This is a genomic window from Geomonas propionica (genome assembly GCF_016458235.1).
GTDB lineage: Bacteria > Desulfobacterota > Desulfuromonadia > Geobacterales > Geobacteraceae > Geomonas > Geomonas propionica.
In genome coordinates, this window is record NZ_JAEMHK010000012.1 from 72,958 (window position 1) to 87,033 (window position 14,076).

At 61.9% G+C, this 14,076-nt stretch carries 15 protein-coding genes; 7 read left to right on the plus strand and 8 right to left on the minus strand.

What is annotated here, in order from left to right; translation table 11 throughout:
- Positions 1 to 133: 133 nt before the first annotated feature.
- The 5 genes from JFN90_RS15565 to JFN90_RS15585 form a co-directional block, all read right to left on the minus strand.
- Positions 134 to 1,204, minus strand: a complete 1,071-nt coding sequence (locus JFN90_RS15565) for a cobalt-precorrin-5B (C(1))-methyltransferase (protein WP_199396047.1) — start codon at positions 1,202 to 1,204, stop codon at positions 134 to 136.
- A gap of 81 nt (positions 1,205 to 1,285) precedes the next feature.
- Entirely contained in the window at positions 1,286 to 1,939 is a 654-nt protein-coding gene (locus JFN90_RS15570) for a precorrin-8X methylmutase (RefSeq protein WP_199396048.1), read from the minus strand.
- Entirely contained in the window at positions 1,939 to 2,322 is a 384-nt protein-coding gene (locus JFN90_RS15575; RefSeq protein WP_199396049.1) for a sirohydrochlorin chelatase, read from the minus strand. The genes JFN90_RS15570 and JFN90_RS15575 overlap by 1 nt, the downstream gene beginning before the upstream one ends.
- 190 nt (positions 2,323 to 2,512) lie before the next feature.
- Complete coding sequence (locus JFN90_RS15580) at positions 2,513 to 3,808, minus strand: M16 family metallopeptidase (protein WP_199396050.1); 1,296 nt, start codon at positions 3,806 to 3,808, stop codon at positions 2,513 to 2,515.
- A 14-nt stretch (positions 3,809 to 3,822) separates the two neighbouring features.
- A complete protein-coding gene (locus JFN90_RS15585; protein ID WP_199396149.1) occupies positions 3,823 to 4,272 on the minus strand; it encodes a YqaA family protein in 450 nt (149 codons plus the stop codon).
- Positions 4,273 to 4,667: 395 nt separating this feature from the next.
- Between JFN90_RS15585 and aroF the strand changes: the two genes are divergently transcribed.
- From aroF to JFN90_RS15615, 6 genes are all read left to right on the plus strand, one after another.
- The gene (aroF, locus tag JFN90_RS15590; RefSeq protein ID WP_199396051.1) at positions 4,668 to 5,687 is read left to right on the plus strand and encodes a 3-deoxy-7-phosphoheptulonate synthase; all 1,020 of its coding nucleotides are present in this window, start codon (positions 4,668 to 4,670) and stop codon (positions 5,685 to 5,687) included.
- A 263-nt stretch (positions 5,688 to 5,950) separates the two neighbouring features.
- On the plus strand, positions 5,951 to 6,445 hold the full coding sequence (locus JFN90_RS15595; RefSeq protein WP_199396052.1) for a hypothetical protein: 495 nt from the start codon (positions 5,951 to 5,953) through the stop codon (positions 6,443 to 6,445).
- Positions 6,446 to 6,494: 49 nt separating this feature from the next.
- Positions 6,495 to 8,873, plus strand: a complete 2,379-nt coding sequence (locus tag JFN90_RS15600) for a peptidase U32 family protein (protein WP_199396053.1) — start codon at positions 6,495 to 6,497, stop codon at positions 8,871 to 8,873.
- 3 nt (positions 8,874 to 8,876) lie between these two features.
- On the plus strand, positions 8,877 to 9,434 hold the full coding sequence (locus JFN90_RS15605; RefSeq protein ID WP_199396054.1) for a hypothetical protein: 558 nt from the start codon (positions 8,877 to 8,879) through the stop codon (positions 9,432 to 9,434).
- The gene (gene hslO, locus JFN90_RS15610) at positions 9,431 to 10,306 is read left to right on the plus strand and encodes an Hsp33 family molecular chaperone HslO (protein WP_199396055.1); all 876 of its coding nucleotides are present in this window, start codon (positions 9,431 to 9,433) and stop codon (positions 10,304 to 10,306) included. The genes JFN90_RS15605 and hslO overlap by 4 nt, the downstream gene beginning before the upstream one ends.
- Before the next feature lie 188 nt (positions 10,307 to 10,494).
- The gene (locus JFN90_RS15615; RefSeq protein ID WP_199396056.1) at positions 10,495 to 11,175 is read left to right on the plus strand and encodes a cyclase family protein; all 681 of its coding nucleotides are present in this window, start codon (positions 10,495 to 10,497) and stop codon (positions 11,173 to 11,175) included.
- A 251-nt stretch (positions 11,176 to 11,426) separates the two neighbouring features.
- Here the strand turns inward: JFN90_RS15615 and JFN90_RS15620 are convergent, their stop codons facing one another.
- The 3 genes from JFN90_RS15620 to JFN90_RS15630 all read right to left on the minus strand — a co-directional run bounded on the left by JFN90_RS15620 (position 11,427) and on the right by JFN90_RS15630 (position 13,437).
- A complete protein-coding gene (locus tag JFN90_RS15620; protein ID WP_199396057.1) occupies positions 11,427 to 11,894 on the minus strand; it encodes a hypothetical protein in 468 nt (155 codons plus the stop codon).
- 119 nt (positions 11,895 to 12,013) lie between these two features.
- Positions 12,014 to 12,919, minus strand: a complete 906-nt coding sequence (locus JFN90_RS15625; protein ID WP_199396058.1) for an RluA family pseudouridine synthase — start codon at positions 12,917 to 12,919, stop codon at positions 12,014 to 12,016.
- Positions 12,916 to 13,437 (minus strand): NUDIX hydrolase, encoded by a 522-nt coding sequence (locus JFN90_RS15630; RefSeq protein ID WP_199396059.1) that lies wholly within the window; start codon positions 13,435 to 13,437, stop codon positions 12,916 to 12,918. Before JFN90_RS15630 ends, JFN90_RS15625 begins: the two co-directional genes overlap by 4 nt.
- A gap of 183 nt (positions 13,438 to 13,620) precedes the next feature.
- Here JFN90_RS15630 and JFN90_RS15635 point away from each other — a divergent pair, with 183 nt between their 5' ends.
- Positions 13,621 to 14,073, plus strand: a complete 453-nt coding sequence (locus JFN90_RS15635; RefSeq protein ID WP_199396060.1) for an FKBP-type peptidyl-prolyl cis-trans isomerase — start codon at positions 13,621 to 13,623, stop codon at positions 14,071 to 14,073.
- The last annotated feature ends 3 nt before the right edge of the window (positions 14,074 to 14,076 follow it).

Sequence of the window (14,076 nt, forward strand, 5' to 3'; positions counted from 1 at the left end):
TTCGACTAGGTCCATCCCCCTCTCCCCCTGGGAGAGGGTCGGGGTGAGGGCGCTGCGATAGGCGATGCCCAAGGTTACGGCACCCCCCTCACCCGCCCTTCGGGCACCCTCTCCCAGAGGGAGAGGGAACCTGTTACCTGTCGAAGTAAAGCGCTTCCCCCTGGTACCCCGCCAGGAACACCCGCACTTTCAAAAACGGCGCCAGTTCGGCGCAGGCCTCGGCCACCTTGCCGCAAACCAGCTTGATCAGCACCTTGTCGAAGCCGGACTCCTCCAGCAGATGACGCGCCGTATTGGCTTCACGCGCCAGTGTTTCCAGGTGCGCCGTGGCCGGGTTCTCCTTCAGCCAGGAGGCTACCGTCATCATGTCCAGCTCGGAGGAGGTGACGTGGGTCTGCTCGTGGCCGCAGGCGACCTTCACCAGCTTGGCGAACTGACCCGCCACCACCACCTCGGGAACGCCTTTCCTGGCGCAGCTCTCTAGCGAGTAGCCGAAGTGGTCCCCCATCATGACGAACGATTCCTCGGTCAGCTTGAGCACCCGCTGCACCGCCAGCTCCGAGCTGCGTCCGGTGGAGAGGACCACGGTCCGGGAGCCGCAAGCGAGCGCCACATCTATGGAGGTGTCAACCGTGTCGGTCCAGGCCCTGGTGGATATCGGCTTGACCACCCCGGAGGTTCCCAGGATCGAGAGCCCGCCGATGATCCCCAGCCGTTCGTTCAGCGTTTTCTTGGCCAGTTCCTCGCCGTTGGGGATGCTGATGGTAAAGGTGAGGGTGGCCGGTACGCACCGGACGGCGAAGACTTCCTTCACTACCTCCAGGATCATGCTGCGCGGCACGGGGTTGATGGCCCACTCGCCTACCGGCACCGCCAGCCCCGGTTTGGTCACCTTGCCGATGCCGACGCCCCCCAGGATCACGATGCGGTTCTTGGTGAACATGTCGACTTGGGCGGTGACGTGGATCTGGGCGCCGTTGGTCACGTCCGGATCGTCACCGGCGTCCTTGACCACGTAGCAGGAAGCGGTGTTCTCGTGCAGCACGCCACCCTCGATGCGGAACCGCGCCCCCTGGCCGCAGGGGAGCGTCAGTTGCACCTCGTCGACCAGGGACTGGTCGCGCAGCATCTGGGCGGCGCCTTTAACGGCGGCGGCGGCACAGGCACCGGTGGTGAAGCCGTATCTAAGTTCTTTCCCGCTCATACTTCATCCCATGTGAAGAAGGAAATTACAAAAAATTGCATAAAAAGACCGGCCGGTAACGGGCTCCCGGCATCAAAAAGGCTAGTTTCCAGGCTCAGCGCCGACGGCCTGGATGAGTATCGCGTTCATCACCGCGGCTGCAACGTTGGAGCCCCCCTTGCGCCCGAGGTTGGTGACGAACTGCAGTTCCGGATATTCTCGTGCCAGTTCGCGCAGGGCGTCCTTGCTCTCCGCAGCGCCGACGAAGCCGACCGGCAGCGCCACGATCAGTCTGGGGCGCACCCCTTCCTCGCGGATGAGCCTGATCAATTCGAAAAGGGCCGTGGGTGCGTTGCCGATGACGAAGATGCCGTTGGCCGCGTCCCGTGCCGCTTTACGCATGGCGAGAATGGAACGGGTCACCCCCAGCTCCTTGGCCTCCTTGGCCACCTGCGGGTCCGCGACGAAACAGGAGAGCTGCGCGCCGAACCGGTTGAGCCGCTCCTTGTTAATGCCGGAGATGATCATGGTGGTGTCGGTCACGACGCCCGATCCGGCGCGGATCGCCTCGATGCCGTCGGCTACCGCCCGCTCCGTGATCACCATGCTGCGGGCGTAGTCGAAGTCGGCGCTGGTGTGGATGGCGCGGCGGACCAGGGGCCAGCTTTGCGCGTTCCAGTTGTGCGGCCCCAGTTCCTCCTCGATGATGCGGAACGACTCCGCCTCGATCTCTTCGGGGCGCAGGTGTACCGACATCAGTGCCACCTCTGCTCGGTGAGGGTTTCGGCGACGCGCTCGACCACGACCTCGGCCAGCTTGTCGTGCACGCCCAGGTGTTTGCCGAGCACCATCTCCACGCCGGGGTGGCGTTTCCTCGCCTCTTCCAGTTCCTCGGGGAGGTCCTCCAGGACGTGAGCGCCCATGTAGAGGAAGTAGGGGACCAGGAGGATGCGCTCCGCCCCCTGCGCCACGCAGGCGTCCACCCCCTGCTGGATATTGGGAAGGTGCTGTTCGCGAAAGGAGACCTCGACGATCTCGAACTGCGTCATTTTCTGCACCCGTTTAGCGATTTCGTGCACCGCGTTATTCGCGTCGGCGATCCTGCTGCCGTGAGCCATCAAGAGTAATGCTGTCTTCATGAACACCTCAAAAGCCGTTCAACGTTCTACGTTCAACGTTCAAGTTACCACTGCTGTTTTTTGTGCTACCGTACCTCGACTTGCGAGCCTGCTGTCCCCGCTCCACTGCACGTCCACACGTGCCGTCGCCGCTCTGAAGCCATGCTGGAAGCAAAACATCGAACGTTGAACGTTGAACCTTGAACGGCCCTTAGCCTTTCCATCCCTTCTGATACTCCCGCACCAGCTTCTCCACCGCGCGCTTGGCGGGCGCCTTCCAGGGGCCCACTGCGGCGAGAACCAGATTCTTCGGGGCGAACAGGGCCTGGGCCATCTGCTTCAACTCTTCCGCACCGACCGCGGCCGCCTCGATCCGATCCTCCTCGATAGTCCGGACCAGCGACATCAACTCGCCCCAGCCGTAGCGGACCTGCATCTCGTAGGTCGAATCGGCGCTGTACTCGAGATCGTAGAAATACCCTTCCTTGACCCGCGCCAACTCTGCCTCCCCGACCTCCTCAAACGCCAGACTCTTCACCTCGCGCAACACCTCGGAGACGGCCAGCACCAGGTTCTCCGGCGCTGTGGACAGTTCGATGGCGAAGGCCCCGGTCTCCTCGTAGGCCGACAGCGACGCATCCACGGAGTAGACGATGCCGAGCTTCTCCCGCAGCGACAGGTGCAGTCGCGAACTCCCGCCGCCGGAAAGGATGCGCCGCATCAGCCGCAGCCCCATGAGGCGCTTGTCCTGCCGGGCAAAACCACGGAAGGCGATCTGCAGGTTCACCTGGCTGTCCGAATCCTTGACGAAAACAGCGCGCGGCTCCTGCTGCACCTGGTTGGCCGGGAGGGGCGGAATGGCGCTGCCGCCGCTCCAACCAGCAAAGAACTTCTCGCACGCCGCGAAGAACTGCTCCGAGTTGTGCCGTCCCGCGGCTACGATGAGTGCGTTGCCGGGAACGTAATGATCAGCGAGATAGCTGCGCAGGTCCTGTTCGGTGATCCCCTTGATGCTGTCGAGATCCCCGATGGTGGGGGTGCCCAGGGGATGATCGGGCCACAAGAGCTTGCTGCAGAGGTTGCTGGTGTTGGTCTCCTCGCCGCGCTCGTTGATGTCCTCCAGCGCCTCCTCGGTGATGATTCGCTTCTCTATCTCCAACCCTTCCAGGGTCGGGGACAAAAGCATCGAGGAAAAAAGACGAATCCCCTCGCCTATCTGGCCGGGATGGACGCGGGAGAAGTAGCAGGTGGTCTCCTCGTCGGTGGCCGCGTTGACGCTGCCGCCGATGGCTTCGAAGGCGATCTCAAGTTCCAGGTTGGAAACAAATTCGCTGGAACCGCGGAAGAGCATGTGCTCCAGGAAATGGGAGATGCCGGCCTTGCCGGGGGTGTCGTTACGGCCTCCCGCCTTTATATAGATGGCAATCTCCGCGCTGTGCAGGTGTGGCATCTCGACTGAAACGAGGCGCAGCCCGTTGGGGAGAACCTTCTTGGTACAACTGAGCATCAAACCTCCGTACTTCAGAGTGCCGCCCCCTTCGCGGTCAGCCAGGCGACCGCCGCGTAGCGCGCCAGTTTGCCGGTCAGGACCAGTAGGGAAAAGCGGATGAAACCGACCTGCAGTACGCCGCCGACCAGACAGAGCGGGTCGCCGATCACCGGCAGGAAACTGAACAGAAGCGACAGCGACCCGAAGCGCTCATAGAACCGCTCCGCCTTCCTCGTCGTCGCCTCGTCCATGCGCAGCACCCGGCGCCGCAGGAAGTCGCCGCCGTAGAGGCCGATCCAGTAGGTGCTGAGCGCCCCCAAGTAGTTGCCGGCGGTGGCAACCGCGACCACGGCGACAGGATTTTGCCCCCCGATCAACAGCGCCACGACCAGCCATTCCGAGCCGAGCGGCAGCAGGGTGGCGGCCAGGAAACTCAGCAGAAACAGGGAGTAAAACCCGTAATTGACCAGCCACTCGTGCATTCCGGTCAAATTAGCGGAAAGGGTGCTGATTGTCAAACAACATTGAATTAAATCGGGACTAAGTGAGTGCGCTGCAGGAGGGGTGTCACAGGTAACAGCAGGGGCAACTTTTTTGTTGACATTAGAGCCTGCGAGTAGCATAAACACTGTCATGATCAACACCGGCTACTTTACCTTTACTAACTTTTACTTTTGGTACGGCTTTTATTTTAGGCCGTCGCCCCGGGTAGAGGTGTAATTTAGGTAGCAGGTACTAAATTCCGAACCGAAGCTGGGGTGGCAGGACTCTCCTCCCCCTTATGGTTCGCGAAGCTGATTTACCAGAACATCATACTAAGGGCCGGGGGAGCAATCCTCCGGCCTTTTCGCTTTCGGGGACCAAAAGGAGCGTGAGTATGATCGTGGTAATGAAGGCAGGAGCGGCAAAGAAGGAACGGGACGCGGTCACCAAGAGGATCAAGGAACTCGGCTACACCCCGCACATCATCCACGGCACCACCCGCGACGTGATCGGCGCGGTCGGGGACGAACGGGGCAAGAGCGTGCTGCAGACGATCGAGTCGATGCAGGGCGTGGAGAGCGTGGTCCCCATCCTGCAACCGTACAAACTGGCGTCCAAGGAAGTGAAGAAAGAGCCGAGCATCGTGCGCATCTCGGACACCCTCGCCATCGGCGGCAAGGAACTGGTGGTCATGGCCGGCCCCTGTTCGGTGGAGAACGAGGAGCAGATCATCGAATCGGCCCATGCGGTCAAGGCGGCCGGCGCCCAGATGCTCAGGGGCGGCGCCTTCAAACCCCGCACCTCCCCCTACTCCTTCCAGGGCCTTGAAGAAGAAGGCCTGAAGCTCCTCGCCAAGGCTCGCGACCTGACCGGCCTCCCCTTCGTCACCGAGGTCATCGATCCCGAATCCGTCGATTTGGTCGCATCCTACTCCGACATGCTCCAGATCGGCGCCCGCAACGCCCAGAACTTTGCCCTCTTGAAGAAAGTCGGGCAGATCAACAAGCCGATCCTGTTGAAGCGCGGCATGTCCATGACCATCCAGGAATTCCTGATGAGCGCCGAGTACATCATGAGCGAGGGGAACCAGTCCGTGATCCTGTGCGAGCGCGGCATCAGGACCTTCGAGACCGCCACCAGGAACACCCTCGACCTCTCCGCGATTCCGGTCTTGAAGAACAAGACCCACCTCCCCATCGTCATCGACCCCTCCCACGGCACCGGCAACTACCACTACATCGCGCCGATGTCCTACGCCGCGGTCGCTGCCGGCGCCGACGGCTTGATCATCGAGGTTCATCCCGATCCGGAAAAGGCCTCCTCCGACGGGCCGCAGTCGCTGAAGCCGAAGAAGTTCCAGGCATTGATGGACCGCCTGAAGCTGTTCGCGGAAGCGGCGGACAAGTCGCTGTAAAGACGGGGAATAAAGGCAGGGGCTAGGGTCTGGGGGCTAGGAGGGGAAGGTTGCAGCATTTCCCCTCCCGGCCTCCCCTCTCACGACCTCCGCCACTGCCCCTGTAGGGGCGAATAATTATTCGCCCAGCGCTGTTGCCTCACGGGTGCGGCTCGTCTACCAGGAAATGGCGGAAAGCGGGCGAATGATTATTCGCCCCTACAGTGGATGACATGACATTTTAAGGTATGCTCTCCGGGTACTTACACCGGAGGAGGTGACCTATGTCCGTGCTGCGCCCCTTGCTGATCCTGATCTTCGTCGTTGCCATGGCCGTCCCCTCCGAAGGGGCCCGGCGCGGTGCACCCGCGCATGACGCCTCATCCGCCAGCGAACAGGAAGTGCTCAAGGATTTCGAAACCATCCTCGACCTCTGGCGCGACGGTAGGTTCGACGAACTGTACCGGTACACCAACGGCGGCAAGGACGGCCGCGAGAAGTTCGCGGACCGACTGTCCTCGGCGCCGCGCAAGCCCGCTTGCTGCTGGGAGAAGATCCAAGAGCCCAGGGTCTCGCTGAAGAGCGGCAAGAGCGCGGTGGTGCAGGCACGGCTCGGCTTCGAGGTCAGCACCCCCGGCACCGAATTCGTCACCAAGACCATCCACCTGAAGAAAGAGGGGGCTACCTGGACGGTCTCCCAGTCGGATCTTTACTCGCTCGCCGATCTCTCCTCCCACAAACGCAGGTACAAGTACCTCCCCATCCAGCCCAAGAAGTAACATTAAGAGTCAGCTTGACCCATGCCACCCCTTCCGGTACTCTAGGCGAATGTCATTAAAACTAAACGGTACTGTTACCAATAAACCCGAATTGCTGTCGCCTGCCGGCTCGCTGGAAGCCTTTTTCGCCGCCATGGAGAAAGGCGCCGACGCGGTCTATGCCGGACTGCGGGACTTCTCGGCCCGCGCCAAGGCCAAGAACTTCACCCTCTCCCAGATGGAGCGCATGACCTCCTACGCCCACGCCCACAGCAGGAAGGTCTACGTTACCCTCAACACCCTCGTCAAAGAAAACGAACTGCCGCTTCTGATCGACAACCTGGCCGCCCTGGAGGCGATGCGGGTGGACGGTGTCATCCTGCAGGACATGGCCGTCGCGCGCCTAGCGCGGGAGTTCTTTCCCGGCATCCCGCTGCACGCCTCGACCCAGATGACCATCCACAACTCGCTGGGCGTGCGCCAGCTCGAGGAGCTCGGTTTCGAGCGCGTGGTGCTGGCCCGTGAGCTGCACATCGACGAGATCAAGACCATCGTGGCGGCGAGCCGCGCCGAGATCGAGTGCTTCATCCATGGCGCCCTCTGCTTCTCCATCTCCGGCCAATGCTTCTTCTCCTCCTTCCTGGGAGGACACAGCGGCAACCGCGGGCGCTGCGCGCAGCCCTGCCGCCGCCAATACAAGCACAAGGGAAAGGAAGGCTACTACCTCTCCACCAACGACTTCTCCAGCATCGAAATGATCCCGCAGCTCATCGAGGCGGGCGTCCATTCCCTCAAGATCGAGGGGAGGATGAAATCGGCGGAGTACGTGGCAAGCGTCATCGGGGCCTACCGCATGGTTCTGGACGCGGCGCCGGGGCAACACGCGGCGAAGGTGGCCGAGGCCAAGGAACTCCTAAAACTCTCCTTCGGGCGCGTGCCGACCAAGGGCTTTCTCGCTTCGCACACCCCGACCGATATCGCCACCCCTTCCATCAAGGGAGCCACCGGGCGTTACCTCGGCGACATCAGGGAGATCCGCGGCAACCGGATCAGCTTCGACACCAAGGACACGCTACACGTCGGCGACCGGATCCGGGTCCAACCCAAAAGCGACATGGCCGGCCGCGCCTTCACCATCAAGGAGCTGTACCTGGGCGGCAAGAAGGTGATGAACGCCAAAGAAAACACCCTGGTCGCGACGCCGTCCCCCTTCCCGTTCAAGCTGGGCGACTCGGTGTTCAAGGTCTCCTCCGAGACCGCCTTCACCATGAGCGAGAACGCCTGCCTGAGAAGGTTGGAAGGGGTGAAGGGGGGCAGCATCCCGTGCCGGCTCACCCTCTCCTACCAGGACCAAAAGCTGAAGATCGACGCCAAGGTGCTCGGCAGCGAACTCAGCACCGAATTTGAGCTCGGCGAACTGGAGCCCTCCCGCACCAGCGACATGGAAGGGGTGCTGCGCGCGCAGTTCTCCAAGAGCGGCGATACCGAGTTCACCTTGTCCTCGCTGTCGGCCCCCGGCTTCCCCGCGCTGATGATCCCCCCGCCCGTCCTCAAGGACATCCGGCGCCGCTTCTACGCCTGGCTCTCCGAGCAGTCACTGGGCGCGCTCAAGGACCGGAGCGCGCAGAACCGGACAAGGGCGCTGGCCAGCCTGGTCGGTAAGCGCCCCGGAGCCGCCCGCGGCAAAGAAGAACTGGCAGTAAAGCTCGAGCACGTCAAGGAGTGGCACGAGCTGCATCGCGACCTGGTCGACACGGTGGTGCTGCCTGTCTCCAAGGCGAACCTGCACCAGTTCGGCCCCTTCGCCCGCAAGCTGAAGGGAAGCGAGCACAAGGTCATCTGGCAGCTCCCCTTCATCATCTTCGAAGCGGACCTCGCGTTCTACCAGGACGCGGTGCAGGGGATCCTGCGCGCGGGCTTCAAGCGTTTCGAGCTCACCAACCTGTCCCATTTCCAGTTCTTCAAGGGAACAGACGCGGAGCTCAACACCGATTACCGGCTCTTCTCGCTGAATAGCCAGGCGCTCCTCTCCTGGCAGGAACTGGGCGTCTCGCGCGCCACCCTCTATATCGAGGACGACCGCGCCAACCTGGCCCAGCTTCTCGCCAGCAACCTGAAGATCGACCGCGGCGTGCTTCTCTTCGCGCCGATCCCGGTGATCACCTCGAAGATCGCCATCAAGGACATGAAGGGGGACGCGCCGCTCGCGTCCGACCGCGGCGACCTCTATTCGGTAAAGGTCAAGGACCACCTGACCGTGGTGAGCGCGCAGACGCCGTTCGCCCTGACTCAGTACCGCAACGACCTGCGCGGGCTCGGCTGCGCTAAGTTCCTGCTCGACCTCTCCGCGCTGCAGCAGCAGGAGCGCGAGCGGGTGCTGGAGGCGTACCGCAAGGGGGTCGCGGTACCGGGCGCCTCGGAGTTCAACTTCAGCACCGGGCTGGTGTAAGACGTGGGGATCATCGACAAGATCAAGGGGCGCATCCAGGATCGGCTCAACGATCCCGCCTTCATGGGGCTGGTGCAGGAGCAGAGCCTCAAGGACCTCCTGCTGCGCCGGGAATTCCGCATCACGCAGGAATACCTGCAGCGCGAGTTCCTGGACAAGGCGCTGGACGACGAACTGGTGGAGTTCAAGGTCGCCATCGAAAACGGGTACTGCGAGCTTTCGGGTCGGCTGAAGAAGCGGCTGGTCCCCTTCGCCATCCCTTTTTCCGCCAGCTTCACCATAGAGGGGATTGAGTTCAGCACCACCCGCAAATGCGTGTTCCTGAAGCTCGGCCCGGTGGCGCCGCTCGACCTCGACTGGCTGACCAGGAAGGTGGTGCAGAGGATTCCGTCGCTGAGCATGATGGGGGACCTGCTGGTGTGCGACCTGAACCAGGTGCCGCGCCTGGCCGAACTTTTCGCCCACCGGGTGAAAGGGATCTGCATCTGGGATTACATTACATTGAAAGAGCTCTGGCTGAAGCGGGGTGAAATAGGAGGAAGGGTGGGGGTGGTTCTATGACAGATTATCTGGTGCGCGCTATAGCCAAGTCCGGGACGGTGAGGGCCCTCACCTGCGTTACCACCGACACGGTCAGCAACGTTTGCCGGCGCCACGGCACGCTCCCCACGGCTACCGCCGCCCTGGGACGCTCCCTCACCGCGGGCGCGCTCATGGGCGCCATGCTAAAAACCGGCCAGCGGGTGGCGCTGCGCTTCGAGGGGAACGGCCCGCTCAAGAAGATCGTCATCGAAGCTGACAGCGACGGAACCGTGCGCGGCTACGTGGGCGACACTCAGGTGCACCTGCTTCGTCCCGACGGCGCCCTTGATGTCCCCAACGCCCTCGGTCGTGCCGGCTTTCTCACCGTCGCCAAGGACCTGGGACTCAAGGAACCTTACCGCGGCACCGTGCAGCTTTACACCAGCGGCATCGCCGAAGACCTCGCCCTATACCTGGTGGAATCCGAGCAGATCCCGTCCGCGGTCGGCATCGCCGAGTTCATCGAGCAGGACGGCACGGTCGGCGCGTGTGGCGGCTTCCTGATCCAGGCCGTCCCCCCGATCGACCCCCTGGTGGTCGAAGAACTGATGGACCATATCGAAAAGCTCCCCCCTTTGAGCGAGTTGCTGCGCGACGGCAAGACGCCGGAGGAGATCCTGGAGATGCTCCTGGCCGGCATGGAGTACGACGTCCTGGAGAAGCGCGCCATCGGATTCGCCTGCAGTTGCAGCAGGGAGCGCATCGAGCGGGTGCTGATCTCGATGGGAAAGAAGGAGCTTAACGGCATACTCAAGGAGCAGCACGGCGCCGAGGTCACCTGCGAATTCTGCGGTGAACGCTACCGCTTCAACGAAGCGGACCTCGAGCGGTTGATCGCAGAAATCGAGTAGAGCGAAAGACAATTAACAGGGATAAAAGGGATGAAAGGGATAACCCCGGTTAGGGGCGCGTCCCCTCACCCTTTTGTCCCTGTTTGTTTTTGCAGCCTTTCTTTGCGACTTTGCGCCTTTGCGTGAGGCCGTCTTGCGTTATACTTTGCGGGTCCTGCTTCACATTAAGCTCTTCCGGGAGGTGCCCCATGAGAATCCACGACATCAGCGTCGCTTTGTCACCCGATCTCCCCTCCTACCCGGGCGACCCTTCCGTTACCGTCGAGCCGTGGCACCGCATTGCCAAGGGCGACACAGCCAACCTGTCCCGCATCACGCTGGGCACCCACTCTGGTACCCATATTGACCCCCCCCGCCATTTCAACGACGCCGGCATCACGGTGGATGAAATTCCGCTCGATCTCCTTATCGGCCAGGCGCGGGTGGTGGAGATCCCCAACGCCAAGAAGATCGGGACGAGGGAACTCGAACCGCTTGAGTTGAAGGGCGTTGAGCGGCTATTGATCAAGACGGGCAACTCGGAGTTTTGGGGCGAGCGGGAGTTTCGCCGCGACTTCGCCGCGCTGACCGTGGAGGGCGCGCACTACCTGCACCACATGAAGGTGAAACTGGTCGCGGTCGATTACCTTTCGGTGGAACCGATGGACGGGGACGGCGAGGTGCACAGGATTCTTTTGAACGGCGGCATTCCGGTGATCGAGGGAGTGAATCTGAGCGGAGTCGCCCCAGGCGAATACCAGTTGATCTGTCTCCCCTTGAAGCTGAAGGATGGTGACGGGGCACCGGTGCGAGCCGTCCTCATCGACAATCCTGCCGCAGGGGCGCAGCAGCCTTTCGACCCGCACACAAGCAAGTGGCCGCTATCGTAAAGGTTCTTCAGATAATTCCAGGATGAGCTGCCTTGGTTCCTCTCCCCTTCATAAAGGTGAACCCGCGTCCTCCCCTTTGCGAAGGGGAGAACCATTATTCAGGTGTAGCACTTCGTGGAAACACGCCGGAGGGGAAATTGTTTTCGAAAAGCCCCCCCGAATTCCGGATCAGACATAAAGAAGGGGACTGGCCCTTGAGCCAGTCCCCTTCTTTATTCGCGCCGTCAGGGCTAAAGCCCGTGCCGAACGATTTACAGTGCCTTCTTCTTGCAGCACTCCTTCTGGACCGGCTGGTCCGCAGCTGCCTGGTCCTTCTGCAGTTTGGCGCACTTGGCGCAGCCAGCCGCGGGGGCAGCTTCCGCACCCTTCAGCTTCTGGCACTTGTCACATGCAGGCTGTGCGGCAGGGGCGGCCGCGCCCTTCGCGCATTTGTCGCACGCCGGCTTGGCAGCGGCGTCCTGCTTCGGGCAGTTGGCGCAGGGAGCGGCACCCTTTTCGGCAGCAGCCGCTTTCGGGCAGTTGGCGCACGGGGCGGCACCCTGCTCGATGGCAGCCGCCTTGGGGCAGTTCGCGCACGGCGCCTGCTGGACCTGCTGCTGCATCTTGGCGCAGTTGCCGCAGCCCGGTTTAACTGCTTGCTGCTCATCACCCCAGACCGCCAGGGCTCCCGCCACCAGCAGCACCACCGGGAACAGCGCAATCAACAATGTCTTCTTCATAAACCCTCCGTTATCTTACGTGTAGTAAAAAAACCATCTAACAGGGATAAAAGGGATTAAAGGGATACGACCTAAACCTTTTTGTTATACCGTTATCCCCTTCATCACTTTTATCCCTGTTAATATGCTGTTGCCTCTATCTGCGGCTGCTCGAACGCCCCTTGCGGCGCCACCTCCAGGAACTCCGCGTCAGGCGCCGCCACTGCCTCGATGATCTTGCCGCGCGGCCCGGTGAAACGCATGGCCCGGCAATGCAGCATCATTCTGCTGGCAGGAATCCCCCCGTAGCTCTCGTCACCGATGATGGGAAAGCCGGAATGGGCCAGGTGCACGCGGATCTGGTGGGTGCGCCCGGTAAGCGGCTTCGCCTCTATGGCGGTCACCCCACCCCCCTCGCCCAGGACGTTGAACACGGTGCGCGCCGGCTTCCCCCTGAGCGAGACGCCGTAGCGGAACTTGCTGACCCGGTCCAACGGCGCATCCACCTTCCAGCTCTGCTGATCCGGGGAACCCGACACCAACGCCCAGTAGGTTTTCTGCACCTTCCCCTCTTTGAGAAGGTTTGAGATCAGCGTCGCAGCCTGCTTGTGCTTGGGGAAGAACATGACCCCGCTGGTGCCGCGGTCCAGGCGATGCACCACCCGGGAAGGGTCGCGCAGCCCAATGCTCTTCATGTAACACTCAACCGCATACTCCACCGTCCCCTTCAACTGGTACGGCGTACGCTGGCTGTTCACGCCGGCCGCCTTGTACACGGCCAGGAAATCCTTGTCCTCGTACAAAAGCTCATGCTTTTGGTACACAAGATCAATGCAGCGCTCGCCCTCCATCAACCCGAGGGCGACCTCGTCCCCCTCCTTCACCTGGCGCGAGGCGACCCGGACCAGCACCTGGTTGATGTTGCAGCCGCCCCAGTCGATAACCCGGCGGATCTCCCCCTTGGAAAGCTGGGGGAACAGCAGCTTCGCCGCGTCATCCAGCCTGAGCCCCGCCTGCTCCGCGTCTATCCGTGCGGTCAACATCATGACAGGTGCCTCTGGGCGCGTAAAAGCGCGGCGATGGTCTTGCCGTCGGTAATGCTGCCGTCAACCGCCATCGCCAGTGCGTCGGCAAAGGGGATCTTCTGGCAGGAGATTTCCTCATAGGCCTCCGGTGCGGCCTCCCCCTGGGAAAGACCGGTGGCGAGGTAGAGGTGCACCACCTCGTCGAAAACGCCGGGCGAGGGATGGATAACGCCGAGGGAAACGATACTGTCAGCCACCAACCCGGTTTCCTCCATCAGCTCGCGGGCCGCGCACAGTTGCGGGTGCTCTTCGGGGGCGAGCCTACCGGCGGGAATCTCCAGCAGGAAGTCCTCCACCGCGGGACGCAGTTGCCGGATCAGCGTGACGCAGCCGTCGTCGTGCAGCGCGAGCACACCGGCGCCGCCGGGATGGCGCACGACCTGGTAGGTGTACCACCCCTGGTCGCCGATGAGCACGTCCATCTGCTCGATGCCAACCACGAGGCCGTTGAAAAGCGTGGTCCTGTTCTTTGTTTCCATGAATCCCCCAGAGGTAGATACATACCATTTCCGTGATGGATTTGACAAAAGATAAATTCGGCGGGCACGTAAGCAATCGGGACGGGCAGACGGGGCATTAGCTGGGACAATTAATCGGTGGATAAAAGTCGGTCCATCTGATACCCTCTGAAGCTTATATCCAAAACATGGGAGGCGAACAATATGGCACAAGCTAAAGACGGGGATCGCGTAAAGGTTCATTATACTGGGAGATTGGACGACGGCACGGTGTTCGATTCTTCCGAGTGCGGCGAAGATGATTGCGGCTGCGGGCACGGCCCGATGGAATTCGTTATCGGCTCCGGGCAGGTCATTCCGGGCTTCGACGCCGGGGTAAAAGGGCTTTCCGTTGGCGAGTCCAAAACCATCCACATCCCCGTGGACGAAGCCTACGGCGAAAGGATGGACGAAATGGTGGCGGTAGTGCCCCGCGGCGACCTTCCCCCGGAGATGAACCCGGAACTCGGGCAGCAACTGGAAGTTACCCAGGAGGACGGCCAGATCTTTAACGTGACGGTGACCGAGGTGACCAACGAAACCATCACCATCGACGCCAACCACCCGCTGGCAGGCCAGGCGCTCAACTTCGACCTGAAGCTGGTCGAGATCCTTTAGAAG

Coding starts and splice junctions, on each gene's coding strand:
- hslO (WP_199396055.1), top strand. CDS start 9,431: ATGACAGATTATCTGGTGCGCGCTATAGCCAAGTCCGGGACGGTGAGG.
- JFN90_RS15600 (WP_199396053.1), top strand. CDS start 6,495: ATGTCATTAAAACTAAACGGTACTGTTACCAATAAACCCGAATTGCTG.
- JFN90_RS15580 (WP_199396050.1), bottom strand. CDS start 3,808: ATGCTCAGTTGTACCAAGAAGGTTCTCCCCAACGGGCTGCGCCTCGTT.
- JFN90_RS15575 (WP_199396049.1), bottom strand. CDS start 2,322: ATGAAGACAGCATTACTCTTGATGGCTCACGGCAGCAGGATCGCCGAC.
- JFN90_RS15595 (WP_199396052.1), top strand. CDS start 5,951: ATGTCCGTGCTGCGCCCCTTGCTGATCCTGATCTTCGTCGTTGCCATG.
- JFN90_RS15625 (WP_199396058.1), bottom strand. CDS start 12,919: ATGATGTTGACCGCACGGATAGACGCGGAGCAGGCGGGGCTCAGGCTG.
- JFN90_RS15585 (WP_199396149.1), bottom strand. CDS start 4,272: ATGCACGAGTGGCTGGTCAATTACGGGTTTTACTCCCTGTTTCTGCTG.
- JFN90_RS15615 (WP_199396056.1), top strand. CDS start 10,495: ATGAGAATCCACGACATCAGCGTCGCTTTGTCACCCGATCTCCCCTCC.
- JFN90_RS15565 (WP_199396047.1), bottom strand. CDS start 1,204: ATGAGCGGGAAAGAACTTAGATACGGCTTCACCACCGGTGCCTGTGCC.
- JFN90_RS15630 (WP_199396059.1), bottom strand. CDS start 13,437: ATGGAAACAAAGAACAGGACCACGCTTTTCAACGGCCTCGTGGTTGGC.
- aroF (WP_199396051.1), top strand. CDS start 4,668: ATGATCGTGGTAATGAAGGCAGGAGCGGCAAAGAAGGAACGGGACGCG.
- JFN90_RS15570 (WP_199396048.1), bottom strand. CDS start 1,939: ATGTCGGTACACCTGCGCCCCGAAGAGATCGAGGCGGAGTCGTTCCGC.
- JFN90_RS15620 (WP_199396057.1), bottom strand. CDS start 11,894: ATGAAGAAGACATTGTTGATTGCGCTGTTCCCGGTGGTGCTGCTGGTG.
- JFN90_RS15635 (WP_199396060.1), top strand. CDS start 13,621: ATGGCACAAGCTAAAGACGGGGATCGCGTAAAGGTTCATTATACTGGG.